Consider the following 26,854-nt stretch of genomic DNA (forward strand, 5'->3'; position numbering starts at 1 on the left):
AGCGCGCCGGCAGGCGGGCGAAGCCGGTGCGGATCCGCGAAGCGGATGCGCGGAATCCTATACGCCGCACCAATCGAACTTGAAGCCTCCGGCAACGGGGGCTTTTCTTTTACGCCGCCATTCGACGCCAGACACTCGACTGGAATCGTGCGTCTCCGCCCGCGGGAGACTATTTCTTATCGACTCGTGTAAGATTCCGAGTAGATGTCGCGGTCCGTCCGCGACCACTCCTTCGCTAGACGACCGATCAGGGTGATATTTCGTGGCAGAGCGTCCGACATACAAGCTCAGGTTTCTCGACCCCAAAAAGCGTTTTCCATCGATGCCAGAGCAACCCGCGGGGCGCTCGTATGGTGTTGTCTGGAAAGTTTTTGGCGAGGATCCTAAAGAGTCTTGCTACGTCGTCGAATTCGTAGGCAAAAGCCACATATCGCTTTTGGGCTACGTGAGCGTGTCAGGTGAGGTCTATAAGGTTGACGGCCCTGTTCAGAAAGTGCCATTGCCCAAGAGCCCCGAAATGAAATTGGTCCTTGACGAGTCCGATTCCAGTGTTGGCGAGATTTTGGTGCGGGGAGCCAACGGTGCAATGCGCGCTTGCGCGCGAACGGCCGGCTCTCCCGAAGGGGCCATGCGTGAGCAGTCCGACCACGAGACATGGAATTCGAGCCGTGCTCTCCCTTATGGCGAGTTTATGGCCTCGATGTTCTTGCGCTACGTGATATTTGCCGACCCCAACAACGCCCTTGCGAACACGGTACCTGCCGACGAGCTCGATGAGGGTATAAAAAACACCGCCAACAAGATCAAACTCGTAAAGTTGCCCGAGCCGGTCGAGGTGTTTTTGGGCTTTAACACGGCACCGCTCCCCGATGCTATCGAGACGCTGCTCTACCGCGTTGACCATGCCGATAATCCGAGCGGTATCGAGCGTTATGCCGCCGCCCTTATGAGCGAGGTCGATTTGCCCCGACTGCGCACCATCGCTGCCAAGTCCGAGATGGGCCTAGCGCGTATCGACCGCTCAAAGCTGTTCTATCTCAATTTTGATCGTAGCCTGCTGGACCAAGACGAGATTGACATGCTGCTTGCTATCGAGTGTCGTCTTAACCGCCTCTCCGGCATCCTTGAGCGCATTGGGGCAGGGTTGGGCCCCGTTGCCTCGTCGCCAAGCTTTGAGGGCTGCTCGCTCTTTGACCTATGGCATATCAGCAAGACGACAAACGACGTTCCTCGCCTGCTCGAAACGCTGTCGAATGACAACCCGTGGGCCAAACCGGGGACGGTTGCGTGCCAGCCGGGTGGCGAGTGGGACGTTCGCACCCGCTTTGCACGTATCGTAGAAGCACTCAACGTGGTCACGCGGCTCGACTACACCTATCGAGCGAACGTCGCCGAGGGCATCATGCTGGTTCGATTTGGCCGCACGGTTGTCGATGCTATGCCGCAGCGCGAATACGATGCTCAAGATGATGCCTGGCGCGAGGTGGATGAGCCTAAGCGTGCAGCATGGGCCACCGAGCACGATGCGCGCGTGGCGCTCACGCTAGCAGCGGCTTGTTTTGCTGCCGGTGCCAGCATTACGCGCTGCTACGTTCAGATTGCGGCTCCCGATGGCGAGCAGGGCGAGCGCATCATTGCAACATATTCCTTTGGGCGTGCGGCCTATCTGGCCAATTGCGTTCCCGCCGCTAAGAATTTTGAAAGCATGGATATGGATGATATGCCGTGCAAGCGCATGCTTGAGGCATATGAGTCGGACGCGCCGGATGCGATTGAGCCCGCTGAGGTTCATGCTCGCCCGCGTGACGACCACCGTTCGCTGCCGCCGGCGTTGCGCGACCTGCTGCTTGCCGATACGGCTGATGAGCTTGAGGTTATGGAGGAGGGCGATGACCCGTATGTGGCGCGCGTCGCTGAGTTGCGCGAGCGGGCAAAAGTCGACCGCGCGGGTGCGTTTGAGGGCTTTTCCCGTCTTGTTGAGGAGCTGGAGGCCAAGTGCGCCGTTGCCGAGCTTTTGGCGACAGGACCGGTCCAGACGCTGTTTTGCGACAATCAACTGGTGCGTATGGTGCTGCCGGTAATGGAGGAAGACCGCTCCGTTCGTATTTTGCGCGCTCCCGATGCGCTGTACTTTGCCCAGCATGAGATTTGCAGCTTTTACGCCGATCAGGAGGATTTTGAGCGGGCATTGCCCGAGGTGCGTCATCTTTACGATCTGGCGCGCTCATCCATGCAATCACACTTTGCACTCATCAACGTGCTGGCGCGTCTGGAGCGCTATGACGAGGTCATTGAGGTGGCGCGCCACGGCCTGCGCATTGCCAGTGACCGTTCCTCAATCGGCTACCTGTTCTATCGCCTAGCGTTTGCCTACTGGAACTGCGATCAGCTCGAGCTGGCGTTGGCGTGCTACCGCTTGGTACCGCGCGGTGAGGAGTCGGGTAGCAATGCACTGGAGGAAATGCAGGGCCTTATGAACGAGATGGGTGTCAATGAGCCACCGACGTTCGAGGAAGCGGTTGAGACCATCAGTAAGGCCGGGCTCGAACTGCCGCCGGTGCCCGCCGTGTCCAACCAGCTGGCAGACGCGGCTGTGCAGCTGGTCGATAACGGTTTCTTTTTCCTGGCACGCGTCTGCATCTTCCAAATGTGGCGCACGATGGGAAACGATGAGCTCGGCTCCCTCAGCCGGTCGTTGGGATAGGGGTTTGATTTATGGGGGAGGAAAGCCTGCCGGCCAATTATCAAAAATTCCCCTTGCCCGGATTCGAGTGTTTGGTTACTATGGAACGGCTGTTACGGAGAGCTGACCGAGAGGCCGAAGGTGCTCGCCTGCTAAGCGAGTATGCCCCAAAAGGGCATCTGGGGTTCGAATCCCCAGCTCTCCGCCAGTATGACTTGAAAGAAGGGTCCCATTTGGGGCCCTTTTTTGATTAGAAGAATGTTAGCTGGGGATTCGAAACCTCAAAAAATGAGGCGCCCCGTTGGACGCCTCATTTGGTTCGATGTGATATCGCTTTGGCCCTACACCTCAGGAGCCTTGGCTACGGTCTCGCTCTCGGCTGTGAGCGGGCGGTTGTCGATGCGGCGGCCCAGGCGGTCGAGCTTCACGAGCAGCCACTCGATGGGATTGGGCCCTGTTCCTTCCTCGTCGGCAACCAGGTCCATGACGGCAATCTTGGTGCCGTCCTGCTTAAGCGTAACGCTGCCCACCTTATCGCCAACATGCACCGTGCCCGAAAGGTCATCGTAGCTAACCTTTTCGGTCACTTCGCCGGCGAGTGAGAACACCGTTGCCTGCGCGGTGGGGTCGGCAAGCGTGGCGTCGATCGTTTTGTCTGTCCAGTCGGTTTGACTGACACGTGCCATCAGCGGATTTCCGTTGGCGGTCTTCTTTTGCGTATTGGCGATTTCGACCGTTACCTTGTGGTCGTAATACCAACTAGCAAGTGTGGCCGTATCGGCAAAACGCTGGTCGGTGGTGCTGGAGTTCAAGACAACGGTATAGATCTCGTCGCCATCGCGATTGTAGGCGCTTGCAAAGCAGTATCCGGCATCGTCGGTGGTGCCGGTCTTACCGCCGATATTGCCGTCTTGGCCCAATAAAACATTGTGCGTTTCCATGGAATGCGAATGATCGGAGCCGTCGGCGCCCGTCACTTCGATCCAGGGATCTTTGCTCGCCATGACTTCGCGAATCGTGTCGTCCTTCATAGCCTCTTGCATCATCAATGCCACATCGTGTGCGGTTGAATGCATATCGCCGGCCCATTCGTCAAAATCCAGCCCGTGCGGGTTCTCGAAGAGCGTTCCCGTGCAGCCGAGCTTCTTGGCCTGCTCGTTCATGGCTTTTACAAACGTAGCGACGGCATCTTTGGTCTTGGGGTCAAGTTTTTTGCCCACGTGTTCGGCAAGCGCGATGGCGGCGTCGTTGCCCGAGGGGATCATCAGGCCGCGCAGCGCTTGCTCGACGGTGAGCTCGTCGCCTTCGAGGAGTCCCGCGGTCGAGTTGCCTACGGCTGCCGCCGCGTTGCTCACGGTGATTTTCTCGTCCATTTTGCAGTTCTCGACCGCGAGGATTGCAGTCATGACCTTGGTGATCGAGGCGATTTTGACTTGCTCGTCGGCGCTACGGGCATAGTAGACGGTGCCGTTTTTACCCATGACAAACGCATTGGAGGCATCGATATCGGGCAGGTCTTCGGCTGCAATGCCGCGTGCATCGGCGGCTTTGCCGCAGATGTTATCGGTCGTGAGCACTTGGGCGCCGGCGACGGACGGAATGCCGGCGACAAGGGCGACGGCGCAGGCAAGGCCAACGGTCAGCTGCGCGGAACGCTTTACAAGAGGAGTAAGATGCTTCACTGATTTCGCTTTCGACGGGATGGTCTCCTTTGGCTCTAGAGTATATCGTTTACCGGCTGTGCCGCTTGGGGTTTGGCGCGTGCGGTTTATCTTCGTGTCTGAGCGGACGCTTGGGTGTGCACGGTCGATATGATTGCCCGTCGCGTATCGAGGAGGTCCTTACAAATACTTGACAATACGCTCACGCATATATGAGCTGCGATTTTTACTATCGATACTGCTGATTTGATATCGATGTGGAGGTATGCGGTATGACGGCTGCTGCGGCTGTGGGGCCCACGGAGCTCGAGGAGCTAATGGAAGCGCAGGCCGAGGCCGCGCATGAGCGCGAAATTGGAGATGCGACTCGCCCCACGGCAGAGGACCTTGCTGCCTCGCCGACGCGCATCGATGTCGAGGGCCTCGACCTGTTCTATGGAGATCACCACGCGCTTAAGGATGTGTCCATCAAGATCCGCGACAAGCAGATTACCTCGTTTATCGGTCCTTCGGGCTGCGGCAAGTCGACGTTGCTGCGTTGCTTTAACCGCATGAACGACGGCATCAAGGACTGCCGCATCGAGGGCAAGATTGCGCTCGATGGTCAAGATATCCTGGGCGATTACGACATCTGCCGCCTTCGCCAGCGCGTGGGCATGGTGTTCCAGCGCCCCAACCCGTTTCCCATGAGCATCTACGACAACGTCGCCTACGGCCCTCGCGGTATGGGTGTGCGCGATCGCGCTGTGCTGGATGAGCTGGTCGAGGACTCCCTGCGCCGCGCTGCCCTGTGGGACGAAGTCAAGGACAAACTCAAGGAGTCTGGTCTGGGGCTTTCGGGCGGACAGCAGCAACGTTTGTGCATCGCCCGTGCGCTTGCCGTGCGGCCCGATGTTCTGCTGATGGACGAGCCGACCTCGGCGCTCGACCCCGTGTCGACGCTCGTGGTGGAGCAGCTGGCCTGCGAGCTCAAAGAGACCTGCACGCTCGTGGTCGTTACACACAATATGCAGCAGGCGGCGCGCATATCCGATTCCGTCGCGTTTTTCTTGCTAGGTGAGTTGGTGGAGCACGCGCCCACCGCTCAGCTTTTCAAAAATCCTACTGACCCGCGTACGGCGGATTACTTGACGGGACGTTTTGGCTGATACCATCTAGTAAAGGTACCTTTAGGATTAAGATGCGGTCATGCCGGCCGCAAAGGGGTTCAACATGATCTATTACGTCGAGGACGATGACAACATCAGGGATTTGACGGTCTATGCACTGCGCAAGCAGGGGATCGAGGCCGAAGGCTTTTCGTGCGACGGTGAGTTTAAGGCTGCCGTGGCGCGACGGGTGCCCGATGCTGTGCTGCTCGATATCATGCTGCCCGATACCGATGGCTTGGCGATTATGCGTCGCCTGCGTGCCGATCGCCTGACGGAGACGGTGCCCATCATGATGCTTACCGCCAAGGATACCGAGCTCGACAAGGTGATGGCGCTCGATGGCGGTGCCGACGATTACCTGACTAAGCCGTTTTCGCTCATGGAGCTTGCGAGCCGCTGCCGCGCACTGCTGCGTCGCGGCGGCATGGTCAAGCAGGCGAGCGATGTGCTCAGCGTGGGCGATATCGTGCTTTCGCCCAGCCATCGCGAGGTGACCGTTGCCGGCGAGCCGCTTAAGCTCACCCTGCGCGAGTTCGACCTGCTCGAGTACCTCATGCGCAAGCCCGGCGTGGTCTTTACCCGCGAGTCGTTGCTGCAGAGCGTGTGGGGCTGGGACTTCGACGGCGGTTCGCGCACCGTTGACGTGCACGTGCAGACGCTTCGCCAAAAACTGGGCGAGCATGCCAGCGCCATCGAGACCGTGCGCGGCGTGGGCTACCGTTTGGCCGAGCCTTCTGCCGGTGACGGTGCCGAAGGTGACGACACCGCGGCCACCGCATCGGAGGAGTAACCCGTGGTCTTCGCCCCCCAGGGAAAACATACGCTGTCGCACCGCGTTTTTGTGACGATCTTTGTTTGCGCCATGGCGGTTATCGTGGCGTTTACGGTGCTGGGTGCGTTCTTTGTGCAAAACACCTTGGCGGATGCCACGAGTGCCAATCTGGCGCAGGAAACCGAGCTCATTGCTGCCGCCCTCGACGAACAGCAGGAGCCCATCCCGTTCTTGCGTAGCCTCGATCGCGAGGACTTGCGCATTACGCTGATTAACAAGGATGGATCGGTTGCCTACGACAACGAGGCGTCGCCTTCCTCACTGCCCAACCATGGCGATCGCCCCGAGGTCATCGAGGCCTTTGAGAGTGGTTTGGGTTCCGCGGAGCGCGCAAGCTCTACGCTCGACGAGATTATGCTGTATCGCGCCGTCGCCCTTGATAACGGCCAGGTTGTCCGCTTGGCGCAAGCCCAGCCTGGCGTTGCGGCGATTTTGCTGTCGATGGTGGCGCCGATGCTGCTTATCGCAGCAGCGGGTGCAGTACTCTCGTTTTTTATGGCGCGCCGCGAGTCCCGTGCAATCATCGCGCCGTTGCAAGAGGTGGATTTGGACCACCCACGCCGTAGCTATGAGCACGCCTATGCCGAGATGGTTCCCATGCTTGAGCGTATCGAGTCGCAGCGCCAGGAACTCAAGCGCCAAATGGCGGTGCTAGCGGACAACGACCGAATGCGCCGCGAGTTCACGGCCAATATCACCCATGAGCTCAAGACCCCGCTTACCGCGATTTCGGGCTATGCCGAGCTTATTGCAAACGGCATGGTTGAGGGCGAGGACGACTTGCGCAACTTTGGTGGCCGCATCTATCGCGAGGCGGGCCGCCTGGCAGCGCTCGTCAACGACATTCTTACGCTTTCCAACTTGGACGAGGCGGAGCGAGCATCCGAGGGCGAGGCGGTGCCCATTGGGTCCACAGAACCCATCGAGCTCTCTCGCGCCATTTTGACGGTGGAACAGCGTCTTGAGCAAGTTGCCCGGCAGTCGAATGTGACCATTGGGCACGAGACGAAGCCCATGGTGATCGAAGGCGTGCCGCGCCTGATTGACGAGCTGATCTACAACCTTGCAAGCAACGCCATTCGCTACAACCGACCTGGCGGTACGGTCACGCTGCGCTGCGGGACCAATGACGAGGGTCATCCGTACCTGTCTGTTGCCGATACGGGTATCGGTATTGCGCCCGAGGAGCAGGGTAAAGTGTTCGAGCGTTTTTATCGCGTGGACAAGAGTCGTTCTAAGGCGCGTGGCGGAACCGGCCTGGGTTTGGCGATCGTCAAACACGCCGCTCTGTACCATCACGCCGCGATTGACCTGTCGAGTGAGCCGGGCGTGGGAACCACCATTACGGTAACGTTTCCCGTGCAACAAGAGGGACCGTTCGCGTAGCGGCATAGCAAAAACCGAGGATTAGACGGTACGCCCGCGCCTCCGCTACCGCGTGAATTGTTGCGCAACTTACGCGCGGACGCTGTATCTTATGTATAGAGCTTGGGCATGGTAGAAATATGCGATATTATACGAGCAGTTTTGTCAATCCGAACTGGGGAAATGAAAGGCAAGCTGCATGACCCTTCTCGAACTGTTCCAGCTGCTCAAAAAGCACCTCAAGCTGGTCATCACCCTTCCGGTGGTCTGCGCGATCGCCATGGGCATCGTGTCCTTCGTTGCGATGGACAACACCTATACCGCGACGACGAGCATGTACATTCTCGCCAAGACCGACGATAGCGGTCAGATGAGCTACAACGATCTCTCGGCGAGCCAGATGCTTTCCAACGATATCGCCACGCTGCTGGATAGCGATAGCGTTAAGAGCGGCGCCGCCAAGGAACTGGGCCTCACCGATCTGGATGACTACAAGGTGTCTGTTTCCTCCGAGACCACCACGCGTGTCATTACGCTTTCGGTTACCGGCACCGATGCCAAGGAGACGGCTGAGGTCGCAAAGGCCATAGCTAGCTCGGTGAGTACGGTCGCTCAGAACGTCGGCGCTGCCCAGAGCATCAACGTTATCGACGAGGCTAAGACCCCCGAAGCCCCCAGCGGTCCCAAGCGTATGCTGTACGTTGCTGTCGCGTTCCTCGCGGGCATCTTTATCGCAGTTGCCTATGTCGTTTTGGCAGACATGCTCAATACCCGCATCCGCGGTGCAGAAGAGGCAGAAGAGCTCCTGGGCATTCCCGTTGTTGGCCGAATTCCGGCTATGAAAGGTGGTAAATAGGCATGGCTAAGGCAAAGAACACCGATAAGCTCGTTGTACAGAATGCCGCCAAGACCCTTCTGGCCAACATCCGCTTTGCGAGCGTGGATGATCCCATTCGCACCATTACCGTCACGTCCTCGATTCCCAACGAGGGTAAGTCTACGGTTTCCATCAACCTTGCCCAGGCTATCGCCACCAGCGGCAAGAGCGTCCTGCTGGTCGAGGCTGATATGCGTCGCAGGTCCCTTGCCGATATGCTCGGCGTCCGCTCCCGCGGCGGACTCTACGCAGTCCTGTCCGAGCAGGTTTCTATTGACCAGGCGATTGTCGAGACGGGTCAGAAGAACTTCTACTTCCTCGATGCCGAGCCGCATATTCCCAATCCTGCCGACATCATCGTCTCTCACCGCTTTGCCAAGCTGGTAAAGGCACTGTCCGCCAAGTTCCAGTACGTCATCTTTGATGCTCCCCCGGTCGGCACCTTCATCGATGCTGCCGAGATCGCAAGTCTGACCGACGGTGCGCTTTTTGTCGTGCGTGAGGACTTCACCAAGCGCGAGGAGGCGCTCAACGCCATCGCTCAGCTTAAGAAGTCCGAGAAGGTCAAGCTCATCGGTACCGTTATGAATTACTGCGAGACCGAGACCAGCGAGTATTACTATTCTTACTACACCAAGGAAGGTAAGAAAGTAAAGAACGGTTCCGCTGCTCAGGGTGCTTCTAAAATGGGCATCTTTACCAACCGGGCAAACGTTTAGTTGATTAAGGCCGACCTATGCGCGACATTCATTGTCATATCTTGCCGGGTGTAGACGACGGCGCTGCCGATCTTGATGAGAGCTTGGCGATGCTTGCAGCTGCCAAGCAGGCTGGCGTAACCAGAATTGTCTGCACCCCGCATTGCCGAGATCCCTATTTTGACTACGACAAGATGTGGGATGCCTTTGAGCTATTGCGGGATAACGCAGATGGTTTTCCGCTTCAGATGGGCTTTGAGGTCAACCACCGAAAGCTCGTCGAGCTGGGCATCGACGCTGCGGAGTACCTGCATTTCGATGGAACCAACGAGTTCCTGCTCGAGCTTTCGACGCATGCTGATTCCTATGCGTTTAGAGAGTACGAGAGTACGATTTACGATTTGCAATGCCGCGGCTACCAGGTGATCATCGCTCATCCCGAGCGATATCGCGCTGTTCAAAAGGATGTGAGTGTGGCCGAGCGTCTGGTCGATATGGGCTGCAAGCTGCAAGCTTCGGCAGACTTTATCGCCGGCGGCCGCTTTGGCCGCGAGAAAAAGCCGGCGCAGCGTCTGTTCGATCAGAACTTGTACAGCTTTATCGCGAGTGACGCCCATAACGTGGGCCACTACGATTGCCTGGCAAAAGCGCGTGCGAAGTTTAGTGTGCGCGGGGCTCATTTTCGCTAAAATCTGTCCCTAACGTTCTTACTGAATGAAGGGGCCGCCTTGGATATCCAACTTAAGACAGGTTGCTTTGAGGACGCGGCGCTGGTGCGCCGCGCCGTTTTTATGGACGAACAAGGCTATGAAAACGAGTTTGACCAGATTGACGAGGACCCGGGCTGCATCCATGTGACGCTGTATGTGGATGGCCAACTCACCGGCTGCTCGCGCGTGTTTCCCGAGGAGCTGGAGCGCGCGGCAGATGCGGAGGCTCCGGTGCCACCGGCGTGCGACTTGGACGAAGGCGTCGCCGCGGGGGAGACCTACATTATGGGGCGCGTCGCCGTGCTGCCGGCTATGCGTCGTCGCGGGTTGGCAAGCGCGATCGTCGAGGCCAGCGATACATGCGCACGCGATGCCGGCGCTAAACTTATTAAGCTGCACGCGCAGGAATACGTGTTGCCGCTCTATGAAAAGGCTGGCTACACACAAATTGCCCCGGTTGACTACGAAGACGAGGGCCAGCCCCATGCCTGGATGGCCAAGCGCGTAGATGGCAGATAGGGACGTTCCTTTCCTGTCGGCAGTTGGGGACACTCCTTGGCAATTGGCGCATCGGAGTGCTCGGACATACAGTTTTTCGATTCCGCATGTATATATGCGCGCTAATGGGTTATAAAATCTAAGTCTGAACATAGCAGGTCTGCGATACGGCTCGGGTAACCGGGCTGTTTTTGCGGACGGGGGTAGCGCGAAAGGACTGCACATGCGTCAATTTAAGACCGAGAGCAAAAAGTTGCTCGACCTCATGATCAACTCCATCTACACCAACAAGGAAATCTTCCTGCGCGAGCTTATCTCTAACGCGAGCGACGCCGTCGATAAGCTCAACTTTAAGAGCCTGCAGGATCCGAGCGTCAAGCTCGACCAGGGCGACCTGGCTATTCGCGTCTCCTTTGATAAAGACGCCCGCACCATTACCATCTCGGATAACGGCATTGGCATGACCGCCGAGGAGCTCGAGCGCAACCTGGGCACCATCGCCCATTCCGGCTCCGAGGAGTTTAAGACCGAGAACGCCGAGCAGCAGGGCTCGGATGTCGACATCATCGGACAGTTTGGCGTGGGCTTCTACTCGGCCTTTATGGTCGCCAGCCACGTGAAGGTGGTCAGCCGCGCTTATGGCGAGGATGTCGCCCATGTTTGGGAATCCGACGGTCTTGAGGGCTATACCATCGAGGACGGCGAGCGCGCCGAGCACGGCACCGATGTCATCCTGACGCTGCGCGAGAACGAGAAGCTCGACGCCGATGGCGAGGCCGAGACCTACGATCGCTTCCTGACCGAGTGGGGCCTCAAGAGCCTGATTCAGCAGTACAGCAACTATGTGCGCTACCCGATCCAAATGATGGTCTCCAGGAGCCGCCAGAAACCCAAGCCCGAGGACGCGCCGGAGGATTACAAGCCCGAGTACGAGGACTACCAGGAGCTCGAGACCGTTAACTCCATGACGCCGATCTGGAAGAAGCGCAGCTCCGATGTTGAGCAGAAGGACTATGACGAGTTCTACAAGTCTACGTTCCACGACTTTGACGATCCTGCGCGCACCATCAGCTTCCACGCCGAGGGTACGCTCGAGTACGACGCCCTGCTGTTTGTGCCGGGCCGCGCGCCGTTCGATTTGTACAGCAAGGACTACGAGAAGGGCCTGGCGCTCTACAGCTCCAACGTCCTGATCATGGAGAAGTGCGACGACCTGCTTCCCGACTACTATAACTTTGTCCGTGGTGTCGTGGATTCCGCCGACGTGTCGCTCAACATCTCGCGCGAGACGCTGCAGCAGAACCGTCAGCTCAAGGCCATCGCCAAGCGTGTGGAAAAGAAGATTACCGCCGACCTTGAGGATATGCGTGACAACGACCGCGAGGCCTACGAGAAGTTCTTTGAGAACTTTGGCCGTGGCCTTAAGTACGGCATCTATTCGAGCTATGGCATGAAGGCCGATGAGCTCGCCGACTTGCTGCTGTTCTGGTCTGCCAAGGAGCAGAAGATGATTACCCTGGCCGAGTATGCCAAGGGCATGCCCGAAGATCAGAAGGCCATCTACTACGCCGCCGGCGACTCGCGTGAGCGCTTGACCAAGATGCCCGTGGTAAAGGGCGTACTCGACCGCGGCTATGACGTGCTGCTGCTGACGCAGGATGTGGATGAGTTCACGTTCCAGGCTATGCGTGAGTACGTTGCCGTCGATATGCCCAAGATCTACGAGGACGACGCTGCCCGCGAGGCTGCCGAGAAGGCTGTTGCCGACGGTGCCGAGCCCGAGGTCGAAGATCGTCACCTGGAGCTCAAGAATGTCGCTACCGGCGATCTTGACCTGGCGACCGAGGACGAGAAGAAGGAGGCCGAGGACGCCACTAAGGAGAACGAGGACCTCTTTAGCGCCATGAAGGAGGCACTCGGTGACAAGGTCGAGAAGGTCGCCGTCTCTGCGCGCCTGACCGATGCTCCCGCGTGCATCACCACCGAGGGTCCGCTTTCGCTCGAGATGGAGAAGGTGCTTCAGAAGGGTCCCGAGGGTGCGCCCGACGGTATGCCCAAGAGCCAACGCGTGCTCGAGCTCAACGCCAAGCACCCGGTCTTTGCCAAGCTCGTCGCTGCTCAGAAGGCGGGCGACGCCGACAAGATCAAGCAGTACTCCGGCCTGCTCTATGACCAGGCTCTGCTCGTCGAGGGTATTTTGCCCGAGGACCCCGTTGCCTTCGCGGCGGCTGTCTGCGAGCTTATGTAATTGGTTCCGCCGTTCTGCCGAACGGCGGAACGGCTCGACGCTGCGCGGGCACCAGAGCGACAACTTGTCATTCAAAGAGGACGGCATGACCAGAAGGTCTATGCCGTCCTCTTTTCATGCCAATTTGTTCGCTCTGGTGCCCGCTCGCTGGCATTGCCAAAACATCGACGTTACCGTGGTCCAAGCTAGTCGTTGGGGACGTTCTTGTTTGACTGGTCGTTTAAGAACGTCCCCAATGACTAGTTGGGTTGCTAATTTGTGCGGGTTGTGGTTTTGGGAGCTGCTGAAATTAAAGATACTGTACAACTGTACGCTAACTCATCTTCGTAGTATATTGCTACCCGCAAAACTCAATACCATTGTGCATCGAGACGTTAAAACGCCTTCGTACAATGGTTATCGATAGTACGATTCGATTCAACGACAGGATGGACGGTCCAAGCGTGAGTCTCGGCAGCAAACTATCCGATGCAAAGGTCTCCTTTGCGATATTTAAGCGCGACATTAAGCGACTGCTTGTGAATCCCGTCGCCCTGGTGGTTACCCTCGGCGTGTGCGTTATTCCCTCGCTGTATGCCTGGTACAACATCGTGGCAAACTGGGATCCGTACGGAAACACCCAGGGTATCAAGATTGCCATCGCCAACAACGATCAGGGCACCCAAAACGACTTGGTGGGCGAGCTCAACGCGGGCGATAAGGTCGTCGATCAGCTCAAGGAGAACGATCGGCTGGGCTGGACCTTCGTCGATTCGGCGGCCGATGCTAAAGAGGGCGTCGAGAGCGGTGAGTACTATGCGGCCATCGTAATCCCCAAGAACTTCTCGGATAACCTGGTTTCGATGCTCGACGGCAACTACCATCAGCCCAAGCTTACGTACTACGTCAATGAGAAGAAGAGCGCTATTGCGCCCAAGGTTACCGACACCGGTGCAAGCACCATCGAGGAGCAGATCAACTCGGAATTTGTCTCCACGGCGGGCGAGACTGTTGCCGGTATCGCCAAGGATGCCGGAGTCGATTTAAAGGACAAGGCAACCCAGACCCAGGATTCGCTGGCAAGTTCGGTGTCCGAAGCATCCGATACCTTGGGCGAGGTGCGTGGTTCGATTGGCGACATGAATGCCGCCATCGATAAGACGAGTGGTTCCATTGCCTCGGCAGATGCAGCACTTGCCGGTCTACAGGGTCAGGCGCCGTCGCTGACGCAGGCGATCTCCCAGGGCAACGACCTGCTGGGCGAGGCGCGCGCCACGGCGGGTAATTCCATCACCTCGCTCTCCAAGGCGCTCTCGGAAGGCAGCCTTGCGCTCACCAAGACGTCAGCCTCCGCGAACGCTGCGATTGGCAAGCTGACGGGCACGGTCACATCTACGATCACCCGTATCGACAACTCGCTTGAGTCTCTCCAGGCGACGATCGACCACAATAAGGCCGTTATCGGGCACTTGGAAATTCTCGTTAATGACACGTCGACAGGTTCCGAGGAAATTGACGCGCGCATTGTATCGACCATCGATTTGCTCCGCGAGCAGAATGAAAAGCTTCAGAGCATCAAGGATAGTCTGTCTGCGCAGTCGAGCGCCATGGCGAATGACGCCGCGGCTGTCTCGGGTGCCAGCGACGCTATCAATAACGCAATCCAGACCGGTGCGACTAACCTTGGCCAGGCCCAGACGGACCTGGGTCAAAACGCGCTGCCGAAGGCCTCGAGCGCGCTTGATTCATTTGCCGCCGTCTCGGGTGATCTGACGGGAATCGTGTCTGGCCTCACGCCTGCTATTGCAAGTGCGCGCGGTACACTTTCGCAACTCAACGCTACGCTCGGTCAGGCCAAGACCACGTTGTCCCAGACCGATGCCTCGCTTGCCAAGGTCCAGGACAAGCTCGCAACCGCCGCCAACGACATTGCGGCGCTGCAGACCTCCGAGTCCATGGGCGAGCTGGCCGACCTCATGGACGTCGACGTCGATGACGTGGCAGATTTCATGGCATCTCCGGTTGAGCTGACGTCCAAGTCAATCTATCCGGTCAAGAGCTTTGGCTCGGGCATCGCGCCCTTCTACACCAATCTGGCGCTTTGGGTGGGCGGCTACGTGCTTATCGCTATCTACAAGCTCGAGGTCGACCGCGAAGGCATCGGCAGCTTTACCGCGCGTCAGGGCTACTTTGGCCGCTGGCTGCTACTGGTGATCCTGGGCGCGTTCCAGGCCATTATCGTTACGGTAGGCGATCTGGTGATTGGCGTGCAGTGCGTCAGCCCGCTGCTGTTCGTGCTGGGCGGCATCGCTATCTCGTTCACTTACGTCAACATCATCTATGCGCTGTCCACCACCTTTAAGCATATCGGTAAAGCCATTGGCGTCATTCTCGTCATTGTGCAGATCCCCGGCTCGTCGGGCATGTATCCCATCGAGATGATGCCCGGCTTCTTCCAGTGGCTGCATCCGCTGCTGCCCTTCACCTATGGCATCAACCTGCTGCGCGAGACGGTCGGTGGCATGTATTCGTTCAACTACCTGTTCAACCTGTGCATCCTGGGCGTGTTCCTTATCATCGCGCTCTTTATCGGCCTGCAGCTGCGCCCGTTGCTGCTCAACCTCAACCTGCTCTTTGATAAGCAGCTTTCCACGACGGGCCTCATGATCTGCGAGTCCAATGACCTGCCGCGCCAGCGCTATTCGCTGCGCACGGCCATGCGCGTCATGCTCGATTCTGATTCGTACCGTCGCGAGCTGCTCGATCATGCCGTGGCGTTTGAGCATCGCTACCCGTACTACATCAAGGGCGGTTTTGCCGCCGTGGTAGGCGTGCAGGTCCTGCTCTTTGTGCTCTCGACGGTGCTCGATATCGACAATAACGGCAAGATCATCCTGCTTGTCATTTGGATCATCTCGGTTATTGCCATCTGCGGCTGGCTTATCAATATCGAATATATCCGCGCGAGCCTCAATACCCAGTTGCGCATCTCGGCGCTTTCGGATGAGGACTTGCGCCGCGAGATGCGCGAGCACACGGCTGCCATCCCTGCCGCCCGTCGCATGTTCGGTCTCAACGCCAGTGAGCGGGGCACCAAGGACAGCGAACAGCCCACGAGCCGTCTGCCGCATATCGGTGCGCATCGTAAGGCTCAAGATGCCGACGGCGTTGACAACGTAAGCGGAAACGACGGGGACACCACCCCGCTTGGCAAGCACTCCAAAGGAGGTGAGGCATAAATGAAGAACATCCTGCATCTGTTTAAGCGCGATGTCCAAAACGTGTCTCGCTCCGTGATCGGCTTGATTGTCGTGATGGGCCTCATTATCGTGCCGTGTCTGTACGCGTGGTTTAACATCGCCGGCAGCTGGGATCCGTACGGCAACACCGGCAATCTTAAGATTGCCGTGGTCAACACCGACGAGGGCTACGAGAGCGATCTGATTCCCGTCGAGGTCAACGTGGGCGAAAACGTAACCGCCACCCTGCGCGGCAACGAGAACTTCGACTGGGTTGTCCTCAACGACCGCGATAAGGCGATCGAGGGCGTTAAGTCGGGCGCGTACTACGCTGCCGTCGTTATCCCTAAAACGTTTAGCGCCGACATGATGACGCTTTTCTCGACTGAGGTGAAGCACGCCGATATCGAGTTTTACGAGAACCAGAAGGCCAACGCCATCGCGCAGATCGTGACCGAGAAGGGTTCGAACGCCGTTCAAAGCCAGGTTAACGAAACTTTTACCGAGACCATTACGAGCATCGGTCTTAAGACGGTGTCCAGCCTGCTCGATTACATGAGCACCGACCAGGTCAGCAACTTTATCGCCAACCTGTCCTCGACGCTCGGCGATTCGGTCCAGGACCTGCAGGGCGTTCAGGCCAGCGCAACGTCGCTTGCGGGCATTTTGAGCTCCACGTCCGATTCGCTGACGTCGGCGAGCGGTATGCTCCAGCAGACGGGTACCGTCGATGAGTCGACCAAGCAGTTGATGGAACACGCCAAGAGCGGCATCAATGATTCCAAGGAAGCGCTCAAGGCCGCCAACGATGCCGTTGACGCGGCGATTGACGGAAGCGCGGGCTCGTTCGACAATGTGTCTGCCGAGCTCGCGAAGGCGTTCGACACCGCAAACCAGCATGTGGACCTTACGGTGTCCCAGCTCAACGATGCCGCGGCGGCGCTCAATACACGTGCCGACGATATCGACGCCACGGCCGACCAGCTCCGCGGCTTTGCCGAGCAGGTCAGTGACGAAAAGCTCCAGGAGAGCCTTAAGTCTGTAGCAACATCGCTGGGCAGGATCGCGGTGGAGTATCGCAACAACGCCAAGGACCTGACGGCAACTGCTAAGTCCCTTTCTGACAGCATGGCAGAGGTCAACAGCACGCGTGCCGAGGTCGATCAGGCCATCGCCGATGCCAAGGCCGGCATCGCGGGCGCCAAATCCGATTACGATTCCACGTTCTCGGTTAAGGCCAAGGAGCTCAAGAAGACCGTCTCGGGCATTCTAGACTCGCTCGATGGTATCTCGGGCGATCTGGATAGCGCCGTAGACGGCCTGACCGACGCATCCGGTTCGCTGGCAAAGGGCCTCTCCAAGGCTGCAAAGCTGGTCAACAAGGTTTCCGATCAGCTGGGCGAGGCGTCGGACAAGATCGGCGCGTTTAAGGACGAGCTCGACGGTGCCTTGATGTCGGATGACCTTGCGACGATTAAGACGATGATCGGCAACGATCCCGAGGGTTTGGCCGTATCGCTTTCCGGCCCCGTCGCGCTCGACCGCAAGCCGGTCTATCCGATCCGCAACTACGGTTCGGCCATGGCGCCGTTCTACACGATTCTGTCGCTGTGGGTGGGTTCGATTGTGCTGGCAGCCATGATGAAGGTCTCGGTCGACGATGAGCTTATCAACGAGCTCGTCCCCGTGCGCCTGCACGAAATCTACCTGGGTCGCTACCTGTTCTTTGGCGGTTTGGCTCTGCTGCAGGCGACGCTCGTGTGTGCGGGCGACATCCTGTTCTTTGGAATCCAGTGCGACAACCCGCTGCAGTTTGTGTTGGCGGGCTGGGTCGCGAGTCTCGTGTTCTCCAATATCGTCTACACGCTTACGGTTTCGTTTGGCGATATCGGCAAGGCGCTCGCTGTCGTGCTGTTGGTCATGCAGGTCGGTGGCTCGGGAGGCACGTTCCCCATCGAGATGACCGGCCCCGTGTTCCAGGCGATCTATCCGTTCCTGCCGTTTACCCATGGCATCAACGCCATGCATGCCGCCATGGCTGGCGCCTACCATATGGAGTACTGGGTTGAGCTGGGTATTCTGGCGAGCTATCTGATTCCGTCGCTGGCCCTGGGTGTGGTCTTCCGTCGTCCGGTCATCAAAGCCAACGACTGGATTATCGAAAAGCTGGAGAGTACTAAATTAATCTAGCGCAACAATGTGAACGCTGACATTGCCGGAGCATCGAGGCTTTTCTGTTCGATACTTTAGTGGGCTGAATTGCGTGGGCTGCTTGATTGTTGCTACAGTTGCGGGGCGTGCCGGGGGTCCGGCGCGTCTCGTTTTTATTTGACCATGAGGCGGCATGCGGTCGCGCGCGTGCGGACACCACGCCCAGACCGAGCGCGAGGATGCCCTATGGCCCATCATGCCGTTATTGAAATCGAAAATATGCCCGATAGCCCTGTAGCCCGCGAAGACCTGGGTGCCGGCGGTGCCTCTCGCGGTGCCGGTGCGCGCTCGCCGCTGTTCTGGAAGGTCTTGCTGCTTTCGATAGCGGTCATCTGGGGCTATTCCTTTACCACCATGAAGGACGCGCTCGATACCATTCCGGTGTTCGAGCTGCTCTACATTCGCTTTCTTCCGGCGTCGCTGGTCATGCTTGCCGTCTTCCACAAGCGCATTGTTGCCCATTTCAACGCTCGAAATCTGATTGTTGGACTTGGCATGGGCGCGCTCATGTGGGGTGCCTACGGTTTGCAGACGATTGGCCTGGCGCAGACCACGGCAGGCAAAAGCGCGTTTTTGACGGGCACGTACTGTATCTTGGTTCCGTTTGCGAGCTATGTCCTAAGCGGCGAAAAACTTACCCGTTACAACTTGGGCGCCGCGTTGCTGTGTCTGGCGGGCATTGGCTTGGTGGCGCTTGATAGCGTCGAGTTCAATGCCGGCGATGTTATTACGCTGGGCGGCGCGGTCTTCTTTGCCATCCAGATGGCGGTGGCCGCTAAGTACGGTCGCAAGATGGACATCAACGTCATCACGTTTTGGATGTTTGCGGGCAACGGTGTGCTGTGCCTGATCTCTTCGCTGCCGTTCGAGACCCAGGCGCCTTTATCCGTGTGGACGCCGAGCTTTATTGGCGTGATGGCATTTCTCTCGGTAGGCTGCACATGCGTGGGTTTGCTCATCCAAAACGTGGGCTTGGCGCATGTCCCGGCCTCGACGGGCTCACTACTGCTTTCGATGGAGTCGCCATCGGGCGTGCTGTTTTCGGTGCTGCTGATGGGGGAGGTGCTCACCTCGCGTTTGCTTGCCGGATTTGCGCTCATCTTCCTGTCGATTATCTTGAGCGAGACGCACTTTGGCTTTTTGCGTAAAAAGCCGCGAGCGCGTTTGTAAACAATCTGTTGCGCCGTCCCTCTGGGGCGGCGTTTTTTATGCGTCGCCTTTAAAGTTATGCCCTGCACTTTAGAGTATGAAAGTGCTTGCTGCTAAAACTTTACTGGAGGGCATCTATGGCACCAGCTCTGTCCGATTTCCAACCACAACCAGCGCTTCAGACCTCAGCGGCGGCGCAAGCCGCCATTGGCGACGGTCTGGTCAAAGAGGCTCAGGCTTTTGCCGATGAGCTTGCCGCATGGCGTCACGATCTGCATCGGATGCCCGAACTCGGTAACGACCTCCCACAGACCTCTGCGTATATCCAAGCGCGCCTGAACGAGATGGACATCCCATTTTCCACGCTCGTCGATGGTTCCTGCGTTGTGGGCCTTGTCGGTGCCGCTGCCCCCGCGGCCCAGGGCAATGGCGTCTGCACGGACGAACAGGCCGGTACGGTCGTTATGCTGCGCGGCGACATGGATGCCCTGCCCGTTGTCGAGGAATCCGGCGAGCCCTTTGCGTCTACCAATGGCTGCATGCATGCTTGCGGTCATGATATGCACGCGACGGCGCTGCTTGGTGCGGCGCGCCTGCTCAAGGCTCGCGAGGCCGCGCTTGTCGACGCCAATGCCACCGTCAAGCTGTTGTTCCAGCCGGGCGAGGAGACCTTTGAGGGGGCACGTGCTGCCATCGCCGACGGCTTGCTCGAGAACCCGCGTCCTCAGGCGGCTTTTGCCATGCATGTCAACGGCCAGTCGCCGCTTGGCCTGGTGCTCTACGGCAGCCCGGCGCTTTCGGGCGTGTACGGTTTCCGCATCACGCTGCAGGGCAAGGGCGGCCACGGTTCGAGCCCCGAGATCTGCATCGACCCCATCACGGCAGGCGTGCATGTGCACCTGGCGCTCCAGGAGCTTATTGCTCGCGAGGTGCCGGCGGCCAAGGAGGTCGCGCTCACCGTGGGTAAGTTTGCCGGTGGCCAAGCGGCCAATGTGATTCCCGACACCTGCGTGCTCGAGGGAACATTGCGCGGCTTTGACGTTGAGCTCATGGAGCACCTCAAGACCCGCATCGCGGAGGTCGTCAAAGGCGTTGCCACGACTTATCGTACGCCGGCGACTATCGAGACGCTCTCGGATGTTCCCCCGCTCGTGCTCGATGACGATATGACCCAGGCTTCGCTTGGCTATGTGGGTGCGACGTTGCCCAAGGCCGCCTTCCTGCCTCTGTTCCATGCCATGGCGAGCGAGGACTTTGCGCTTATCTCGAGCGAGATACCGAGCGCGTACTTTACGTTCGGTGCGGCTGTGACCGATACGGACGAGCACTTTGCCCAGCACCATCCCAAGGCACGCTTTAGCGATGCCGAGTTGCCGCTCGGCGCCGCGGCTTATGCGGCGGTCGCCCTGGGCTATATCGCCGACCACAAGGAGTAATCCATGTCCCAGCAGCATAAATTCTTCCCCGGTTGGCTCGTCGTGGCCTCCGGCTTTGTCATCATGGCCACGTGTTACACGATTTTCGTTAACTGCATGAGCCTGTTTCAGCCGCTTATCGTGAGCGACTTGGGCATTTCCCTTGCTCAGTACAACATCTCCAACGCCATCTCAACCGTGGTGAGCGTTGTCGGCTCGCTTGTCATTGGCCATGTTGCCGACAAAGTGAGCGGTCGCATCTTGGGTTCCCTTACCGTTATCGCCACCTCTGCCGTTCTTGCCGGGATGAGCTTTGTCGGTGAGCTGTGGCAGGTCTACGTGCTCTTTGCCGTCTCGGGCTGCTTTGCCGTCGCCTCGACCCGCCTGCTCATTAGCCTTGTTACCGCCAACTGGTTTACGGCCAAGCGAGGTCTTGCGATCTCCATAGCACTTTCGGGCTCGGGCTTTGGAGGCGCTGTTCTGTCTCCCACCGTGAGCTCGCTTATCGTGAGCGTTGGCTGGCGTTCCGCCTTCCTGGTGCTCGCAGCTATCTGCATGGTGGCGGCGCTGCCCATCACGGCCTATTCCTTCCGCACCAAGCCTTCTGAGATAGGCCTTAAGCCGCTCGGCGAGAACCCGGGCGATCCGTCCGTCTCGACAGCTGGCGACAAGGACGAGCACACGGCTCCCGAGGTTAACGTCGGTTGGTCTCGCATCAAGAAGAGCCCGGCGTTTTGGCTGCTTGTCGTCGCCTTTCTCTTTATGGGCCTCGTTAACGGTGCCATCTTGCCCAACCAGATCACCAACATGACGAGCGTTACCGTCAACGGCGCCAAGATCGTCACGGGCGGTCACGATCCCGTGTGGGCGGGCACTGTGCTTTCGGCCTATATGGTCACCGTCGTTATCGCCAAGATTTCGCTCGGCGTCATTTACGATCGCTTTGGCCTACGTTTTGGCAACGTGTTGGGATCCGTTGCGTGCATTATCGCCTGCGTCGCCCTGTGCTTCCCCGCGACCGATCTTGGTCCCATCGTGGCTGCCGTGAGCTTTGGTGTCGGAACGTGCATGGGCACCATCACGCCCACTATCGCCGCGTCCAAGCAGTTTGGCATGGCCGATCTGGGCAAGGTCACGGGCACCATTACCTCGCTCGAGATGGTCGGCGGCACCGTGGGTGCCATTGTCTCGGGCGTGCTGTTCGATGCCACGGGCTCCTTTGCGAGCACCTGGATCGTGTGCCTGGTGTGTTCTGTGGTCATGCTCGTATTCCTGCTGGCATCCGAGCCCATCGCCGCTAAGCTGCGTGCGAGCGTGGCGGGGGAGTAGACGTCCGTCGCTCTTTTCTGTTCGCCCCGTGTTCTGTCCGTGGCCGCCTTGGAAGCCGAATGGATGCTCGTACCATCATTCGGTTTCCAAGGCGGCCACGGGCATACAAAATAATCCGTTTTCCTCTGTCCCCAACAGATCGTGTGATTCGAAGGGGGCGGAGGAAAGCGGATCGGCTGCAGCGGCGGCACGTCTGGCCGAACGAGCCCCCATACCCTCGTTCGGTCAGACGCGTCGCCGCGTTTTGTTTTTGTGCCGTATAATGACCACTACCTATGACGCGATACTAAAAGAAAGGTGTTTGCCCATGCAGGCACAGAAGGCGGAGGGAACCCGCGACCTTATCGGCGCCGAGATGCGCGCCTGGCAAAAGATGCAGCGGATCGCTGCCGGCGTGTTCGAGCCGTTTGGCTTTAAGCCCATCGAGACGCCCGCGATCGAGCAGGTGGACGTGTTTGTCCACGGCATCGGCCAGTCGACCGATGTCGTGCGCAAGGAGATGTTCCGCGTGTTTAGCGGCGCCAACCTGGAGCGTGTCTTTACCGAGGGCACCGATGCCAAGCTCAAGCCCAAACAGCGCTTGGCGCTTCGTCCCGAGGGCACTGCCGGCGTGGTGCGCGCCGTCGTGGAGAACAACCTGGTGCCCCAGGGCTCCACGCCGTTTAAGGCCTACTATGCCGAGGCCATGTTCCGCGGCGAGCGCCCCCAGAAGGGCCGCCTGCGTCAGTTCCATCAGGTGGGCATCGAGTGGCTCGGTGCTCCCGATCCGGCTGCGGACGCCGAGTGCATCATTATGCTCATGGAGTTCTACAAGCGTCTGGGCTTCGATCTTTCCAAGCTCCGTCTGCTCATTAACTCGATGGGTGATGTCCAGTGCCGTCCGGCCTATCGCGAGCAGGTCAAGCAGTTCATTCTCGATCACGCCGACGAGATGTGCGATGAGTGCCGCGAGCGCGCCGAGCTCAACCCGCTGCGCGCCTTCGACTGCAAGAACGACCATTGCCGCGAGATCATGGCCGAGGCCCCGCTGATGGGTGACAACCTGTGCGACGAGTGCCGCGAGCACTACGAGCAGGTTAAGCGCTATCTGGATGCCGCCGGCATCGAGTATGTCGAGGATCCCACCCTGGTGCGCGGCCTGGACTACTACACCCGTACCGTCTTTGAGGTCGAGGCCCCCGGCGCCGGCGTCGGCTCCATCGGTGGCGGCGGCCGCTACGACGGCCTGGTCGAGCTCGAGGGCGGCAAGCCCACGGCCGGTGTCGGCTTCGCCGTCGGTTTTGAGCGCGCCCTGCTGGCCCTGCAGGCCTTTGGCAGCGACCTGGGTGCCGATGAGGCTCCGTGTGTCTACGTTGCCAACGCCGGCAAGGAACTGCGTCAGAACGTTTTTGCCATTACGCAGAAGCTTCGCGCCGCAGGCATCGTGACCGAGGCAGACTATCAGGGTCGTTCGCTCAAGGCTCAGTTTAAGCAGGCCGACAAGGTGGGTGCCAAGCTCATTTTGGTCTTGGGCGGCGACGAGCTTGCCGCCGGCAAGGTCAAGGTGCGCGACATGCAGAGCCATGACGAGGTACTGGTCGATCTGGCCAACGTTGTCGAGGCGGTGCGCGAGCGCCTGTAGGGCATCATTTTGAGCTGCAGGTCCGCTAACGCGTCCCGCTCGCGGCGAACGATTGTTACGGGGGTGTTTCGCTTTTATGCGGAATGTCCCCGTTTGCATATGCCGCCCACCGAGAAATACGACCATTTGGGGCAAAAAGCCTTGCAATGCAGAAAATACTTTTGTGTGGTAAAGCGCAATCAGTATCGAAAGTGTTTCTCAAGTGCCTATAATGAATACCGCATGTTACGTGCATAGAAGGAGGAATGGGAGGAAACGTGGCTGAGAACCTGAGCAACCAGTCTGTACCCGAAGCCGCGGCGCGCGTCGCTGCCGTGGTCAACCGCCTCGTTAACCGAATCGGCTCGAATGCCGAGTCCAGGGAGCGTCTCGCCGAGATTGAGATTCCCGAGGAGCTGCGCGACAACCTTGCGCTGTTCCTGCGCCTGGAGCGCCGTGTGCTTAGCGAGTATGATCCCGAGATCGCGGACCTGTTCGACAAGATTCTGTCGGCCGAGATCGTGGCCAATGCCGGCAACCCCGGTAGCCGTGCCGCCGACGAGGCCGTCGACGAGCAGGGCGTGCCCACCGCCGACGAGCCCACTGCTGTGGCGTTTCGCGAGGTCGTCGATTTGATCGACAGCCTGCCGCTCGATAAGCAGCAGGTTATCGTCCGTGCCTTTACGAGCTTCTTCCATCTGGCAAACCTGTCGGAGGAGAACTACCGTGTGACGCAGCTGCGCGAGCGTGAGGCCGGCGCATCGACCGATACCGAGGTCGATCCCGCCAACGAACTTACCGTCGCCTATCACCAGCTGGTGGATGAGATGGGTGTCGAGGGCGCCAACGAGCTGCTCGGCAAGCTTGAGTTCCATCCCGTCTTTACCGCGCATCCCACCGAGGCCCGTCGCAAGGCCGTCGAGGGCAAGATTCGCCGTATCTCTAACCTGCTGGAGGAGCGTCCGCGTCTGGGCGGCTCCGACCTGGTGGAGAACGAGCGCCATATGCTGCAGGAGATCGACGCCCTGGTGCGTACGAGCCCCATCGCGCTCAAGAAGCCCACGCCGGTCGAGGAAGCCGATACCATCATCGACATCTTCGATAACACGCTGTTCGACGTCATCCCCGTCATCTATCGTCGCTTTGACGACTGGGTGCTGGGTGACAAGGCCGGTACCGTGCCGCCGCTGTGCCCGGCGTTCTTCCATCCCGGCAGCTGGATCGGTTCCGACCGCGACGGTAACCCCAACGTTACCGCCAAGGTGAGCCGTGAGGTCGCCGCCAAGTACTTCACCCACATGGTGCTCAAGCTCGAGGACAAGTGCCGCCGCATCGGCCGCAACCTCACGCTCGAGGCCACCTACAGCAAGCCGTCTGCCGAGCTTATCAACCTGTGGAACCATCAGGTCGAGATGAGTGCCCATTACACGGCCCGCGCCGAGCTTATCTCCGAGCACGAGCCGCATCGCGCCGTCATGCTCGTCATGGCCGACCGTCTGAACGCCACCGTACGCCGTATCACCGACACCATGTATCACAGCGCCGACGAGTTCCTAGATGACCTGCGCGTCGTCCAGCGTTCGCTGGCTGCCTGCGGTGCCGTCCGTGCCGCCTACGGCCCGGTGCAGACCATCATCTGGCAGGTCGAGTCCTTCGGCTTCCATATGGTCGAGATGGAGTTCCGTCAGCACTCCGTGGTGCATGCCCGCGCCCTTAAGGATATCCACGAAAACGGTATCCATGGCGACCTGCAGCCCATGACGCGCGAGGTCATCGACACCTTCCGCGCTATCGGCTCCATCCAAAAGCGCTACGGTAAGAAGATGGCACACCGCTACATCATCTCGTTTACCAAGAGTGCCCAGCATGTGGCCGACGTCTTTGAGCTGGCCCACCTGTCCTTCGCACACGAGGAGGACGTTCCCGAGCTCGACGTGATCCCGCTGTTCGAGCAGCTCGAGGACCTCGAGGGCTGTGTTGACGTGCTCGACCAGATGCTTACGCTGCCCGTGGTGCAGAAGCGTCTTGCCCAGACCAACCGCCGCATGGAGGTTATGCTGGGCTACTCCGACTCCTCCAAGGATGCCGGTCCTACCACGGCCATGCTTGCGCTGCACTCCGCGCAGGAGCGCATCGCCAAGTGGGCCGAGAAGAACGATATCGACCTGGTGCTCATGCACGGTCGCGGCGGCGCCGTGGGCCGTGGTGGCGGCCCGGCCAACAAGGCCGTACTGGCGCAGCCCAAGGGTTCGGTCAACTGCTTCTTTAAGCTCACCGAGCAGGGTGAGGTCATCTTTGCCCGTTACGGCAACCGCACGCTGGCTCAGCGCCATGTTGAGTCCGTTGCCGCCGCAACGCTTTTGCAGTCGGCCCCGAGCGTCGAGAAGACCAACACCGAGACCACGCAGAAGTTCTGGGATATGGCCGAGAAACTCAACGCCGCAAGCCACGAGCGCTATCTGGACCTGCTGAACACCGAGGACTTTGCACCGTGGTTCTCGACTGTGACGCCGCTGACCGAGGTCGGTCTGCTGCCGATCGGCTCGCGTCCCGCCAAGCGCGGCTTGGGTGCCAAGTCGCTCGACGACCTGCGTACCATTCCGTGGATTTTCAGCTGGAGCCAGGCACGCATTAACCTGGCCGCTTGGTACGGCCTGGGCACCGCCTGCGAGCAGCTGGGCGATCTTGACCAGCTCAAGGCTGCCTACCAGGAGTGGCCGTTCTTCCGCACCTTTATCGATAACATCGAGATGTCGATTGCTAAGACCGATCAGCGCATTGCCAAGATGTATCTGCATCTGGGCGACCGCGATGATCTGTCCAAGAAGGTCTTTACCGAGATGCAGCTCACCCGTAAGTGGGTCCTTGCCATCGTCGGTGACGAGTGGCCGCTGCAGCGTCGTCGCGTGCTCGGCTGTGCCGTTCGCGTGCGTAACCCCTACGTCGACGCCCTGTCCATCGCCCAGGTCCGCGCCCTTCGCGAGGTGCGTATGAACCAGGACGAGATGGCCGAGGAGAAGAAAGCCGAGTACATGAGCCTGATTCTTTCAACTGTGACCGGCGTCTCGGCAGGTCTGCAGAACACGGGGTAATCGATAGCCCTGCGATGTCCGGTCTTCGGCGGATTACTGCTGGGGGAATAATGGCGCGCTTCGCGCGTTTGGAAAGGGCTTCGTGCTGCGGAATGCATTCAGAGGGAAACCCGTCGG

Annotated in this window: 17 protein-coding genes and 1 tRNA gene; 17 read left to right on the forward strand and 1 reads right to left on the reverse strand. The window is 59.1% G+C overall.

Annotation, left to right across the window (positions count from 1 at the left end):
- The first annotated feature begins 517 nt into the window (after positions 1 to 517).
- Positions 518 to 2,704, forward strand: a complete 2,187-nt coding sequence (locus tag ACTQV3_RS08790) for a tetratricopeptide repeat protein (RefSeq protein WP_441067950.1) — start codon at positions 518 to 520, stop codon at positions 2,702 to 2,704.
- A 96-nt stretch (positions 2,705 to 2,800) separates the two neighbouring features.
- Positions 2,801 to 2,891 (forward strand) — tRNA-Ser (locus ACTQV3_RS08795).
- Between the two features lie 133 nt (positions 2,892 to 3,024).
- Here ACTQV3_RS08795 and ACTQV3_RS08800 read toward each other — a convergent pair.
- Positions 3,025 to 4,365: a D-alanyl-D-alanine carboxypeptidase family protein gene (locus ACTQV3_RS08800; RefSeq protein ID WP_441067952.1), complete on the reverse strand. Its 1,341-nt coding sequence runs from the start codon at positions 4,363 to 4,365 to the stop codon at positions 3,025 to 3,027.
- Between the two features lie 251 nt (positions 4,366 to 4,616).
- Between ACTQV3_RS08800 and pstB the strand changes: the two genes are divergently transcribed.
- The 15 genes from pstB to ACTQV3_RS08875 all read left to right on the forward strand — a co-directional run bounded on the left by pstB (position 4,617) and on the right by ACTQV3_RS08875 (position 26,737).
- Entirely contained in the window at positions 4,617 to 5,492 is an 876-nt protein-coding gene (gene pstB / locus ACTQV3_RS08805; protein ID WP_441067954.1) for a phosphate ABC transporter ATP-binding protein PstB, read from the forward strand.
- A gap of 64 nt (positions 5,493 to 5,556) precedes the next feature.
- Positions 5,557 to 6,285 carry a response regulator transcription factor gene (locus ACTQV3_RS08810; protein ID WP_154517679.1) on the forward strand — a complete coding sequence of 243 codons (729 nt, stop codon included), beginning with the start codon at positions 5,557 to 5,559 and terminating at the stop codon, positions 6,283 to 6,285.
- A 3-nt stretch (positions 6,286 to 6,288) separates the two neighbouring features.
- The gene (locus ACTQV3_RS08815; protein ID WP_427729173.1) at positions 6,289 to 7,713 is read left to right on the forward strand and encodes a sensor histidine kinase; all 1,425 of its coding nucleotides are present in this window, start codon (positions 6,289 to 6,291) and stop codon (positions 7,711 to 7,713) included.
- A gap of 178 nt (positions 7,714 to 7,891) precedes the next feature.
- On the forward strand, positions 7,892 to 8,548 hold the full coding sequence (locus ACTQV3_RS08820) for a YveK family protein (protein WP_349074521.1): 657 nt from the start codon (positions 7,892 to 7,894) through the stop codon (positions 8,546 to 8,548).
- 2 nt (positions 8,549 to 8,550) lie between these two features.
- A complete protein-coding gene (locus tag ACTQV3_RS08825) occupies positions 8,551 to 9,288 on the forward strand; it encodes a CpsD/CapB family tyrosine-protein kinase (RefSeq protein WP_441067957.1) in 738 nt (245 codons plus the stop codon).
- Between the two features lie 17 nt (positions 9,289 to 9,305).
- Complete coding sequence (locus ACTQV3_RS08830) at positions 9,306 to 9,956, forward strand: tyrosine-protein phosphatase (RefSeq protein WP_427795297.1); 651 nt, start codon at positions 9,306 to 9,308, stop codon at positions 9,954 to 9,956.
- 39 nt (positions 9,957 to 9,995) lie between these two features.
- Positions 9,996 to 10,496, forward strand: a complete 501-nt coding sequence (locus ACTQV3_RS08835; RefSeq protein ID WP_427795298.1) for a GNAT family N-acetyltransferase — start codon at positions 9,996 to 9,998, stop codon at positions 10,494 to 10,496.
- A 202-nt stretch (positions 10,497 to 10,698) separates the two neighbouring features.
- Positions 10,699 to 12,723 carry a molecular chaperone HtpG gene (htpG, locus tag ACTQV3_RS08840; RefSeq protein WP_441067959.1) on the forward strand — a complete coding sequence of 675 codons (2,025 nt, stop codon included), beginning with the start codon at positions 10,699 to 10,701 and terminating at the stop codon, positions 12,721 to 12,723.
- Positions 12,724 to 13,166: 443 nt separating this feature from the next.
- Complete coding sequence (locus ACTQV3_RS08845) at positions 13,167 to 15,941, forward strand: YhgE/Pip family protein (RefSeq protein WP_441067961.1); 2,775 nt, start codon at positions 13,167 to 13,169, stop codon at positions 15,939 to 15,941.
- A complete protein-coding gene (locus ACTQV3_RS08850; protein WP_427794316.1) occupies positions 15,942 to 18,131 on the forward strand; it encodes a YhgE/Pip family protein in 2,190 nt (729 codons plus the stop codon).
- A 207-nt stretch (positions 18,132 to 18,338) separates the two neighbouring features.
- On the forward strand, positions 18,339 to 19,322 hold the full coding sequence (locus tag ACTQV3_RS08855) for a DMT family transporter (RefSeq protein WP_154517687.1): 984 nt from the start codon (positions 18,339 to 18,341) through the stop codon (positions 19,320 to 19,322).
- 116 nt (positions 19,323 to 19,438) lie between these two features.
- A complete protein-coding gene (locus tag ACTQV3_RS08860) occupies positions 19,439 to 20,737 on the forward strand; it encodes a M20 family metallopeptidase (RefSeq protein ID WP_441067964.1) in 1,299 nt (432 codons plus the stop codon).
- Between the two features lie 3 nt (positions 20,738 to 20,740).
- Complete coding sequence (locus ACTQV3_RS08865; protein WP_441032221.1) at positions 20,741 to 22,045, forward strand: MFS transporter; 1,305 nt, start codon at positions 20,741 to 20,743, stop codon at positions 22,043 to 22,045.
- A 307-nt stretch (positions 22,046 to 22,352) separates the two neighbouring features.
- Positions 22,353 to 23,666 carry a histidine--tRNA ligase gene (hisS, locus tag ACTQV3_RS08870; protein WP_441067966.1) on the forward strand — a complete coding sequence of 438 codons (1,314 nt, stop codon included), beginning with the start codon at positions 22,353 to 22,355 and terminating at the stop codon, positions 23,664 to 23,666.
- A gap of 257 nt (positions 23,667 to 23,923) precedes the next feature.
- The gene (locus ACTQV3_RS08875; protein ID WP_441067968.1) at positions 23,924 to 26,737 is read left to right on the forward strand and encodes a phosphoenolpyruvate carboxylase; all 2,814 of its coding nucleotides are present in this window, start codon (positions 23,924 to 23,926) and stop codon (positions 26,735 to 26,737) included.
- The last annotated feature ends 117 nt before the right edge of the window (positions 26,738 to 26,854 follow it).

The organism is Collinsella sp. LCP19S3_A7 (assembly GCF_052121995.1).
Taxonomy (GTDB): domain Bacteria; phylum Actinomycetota; class Coriobacteriia; order Coriobacteriales; family Coriobacteriaceae; genus Collinsella.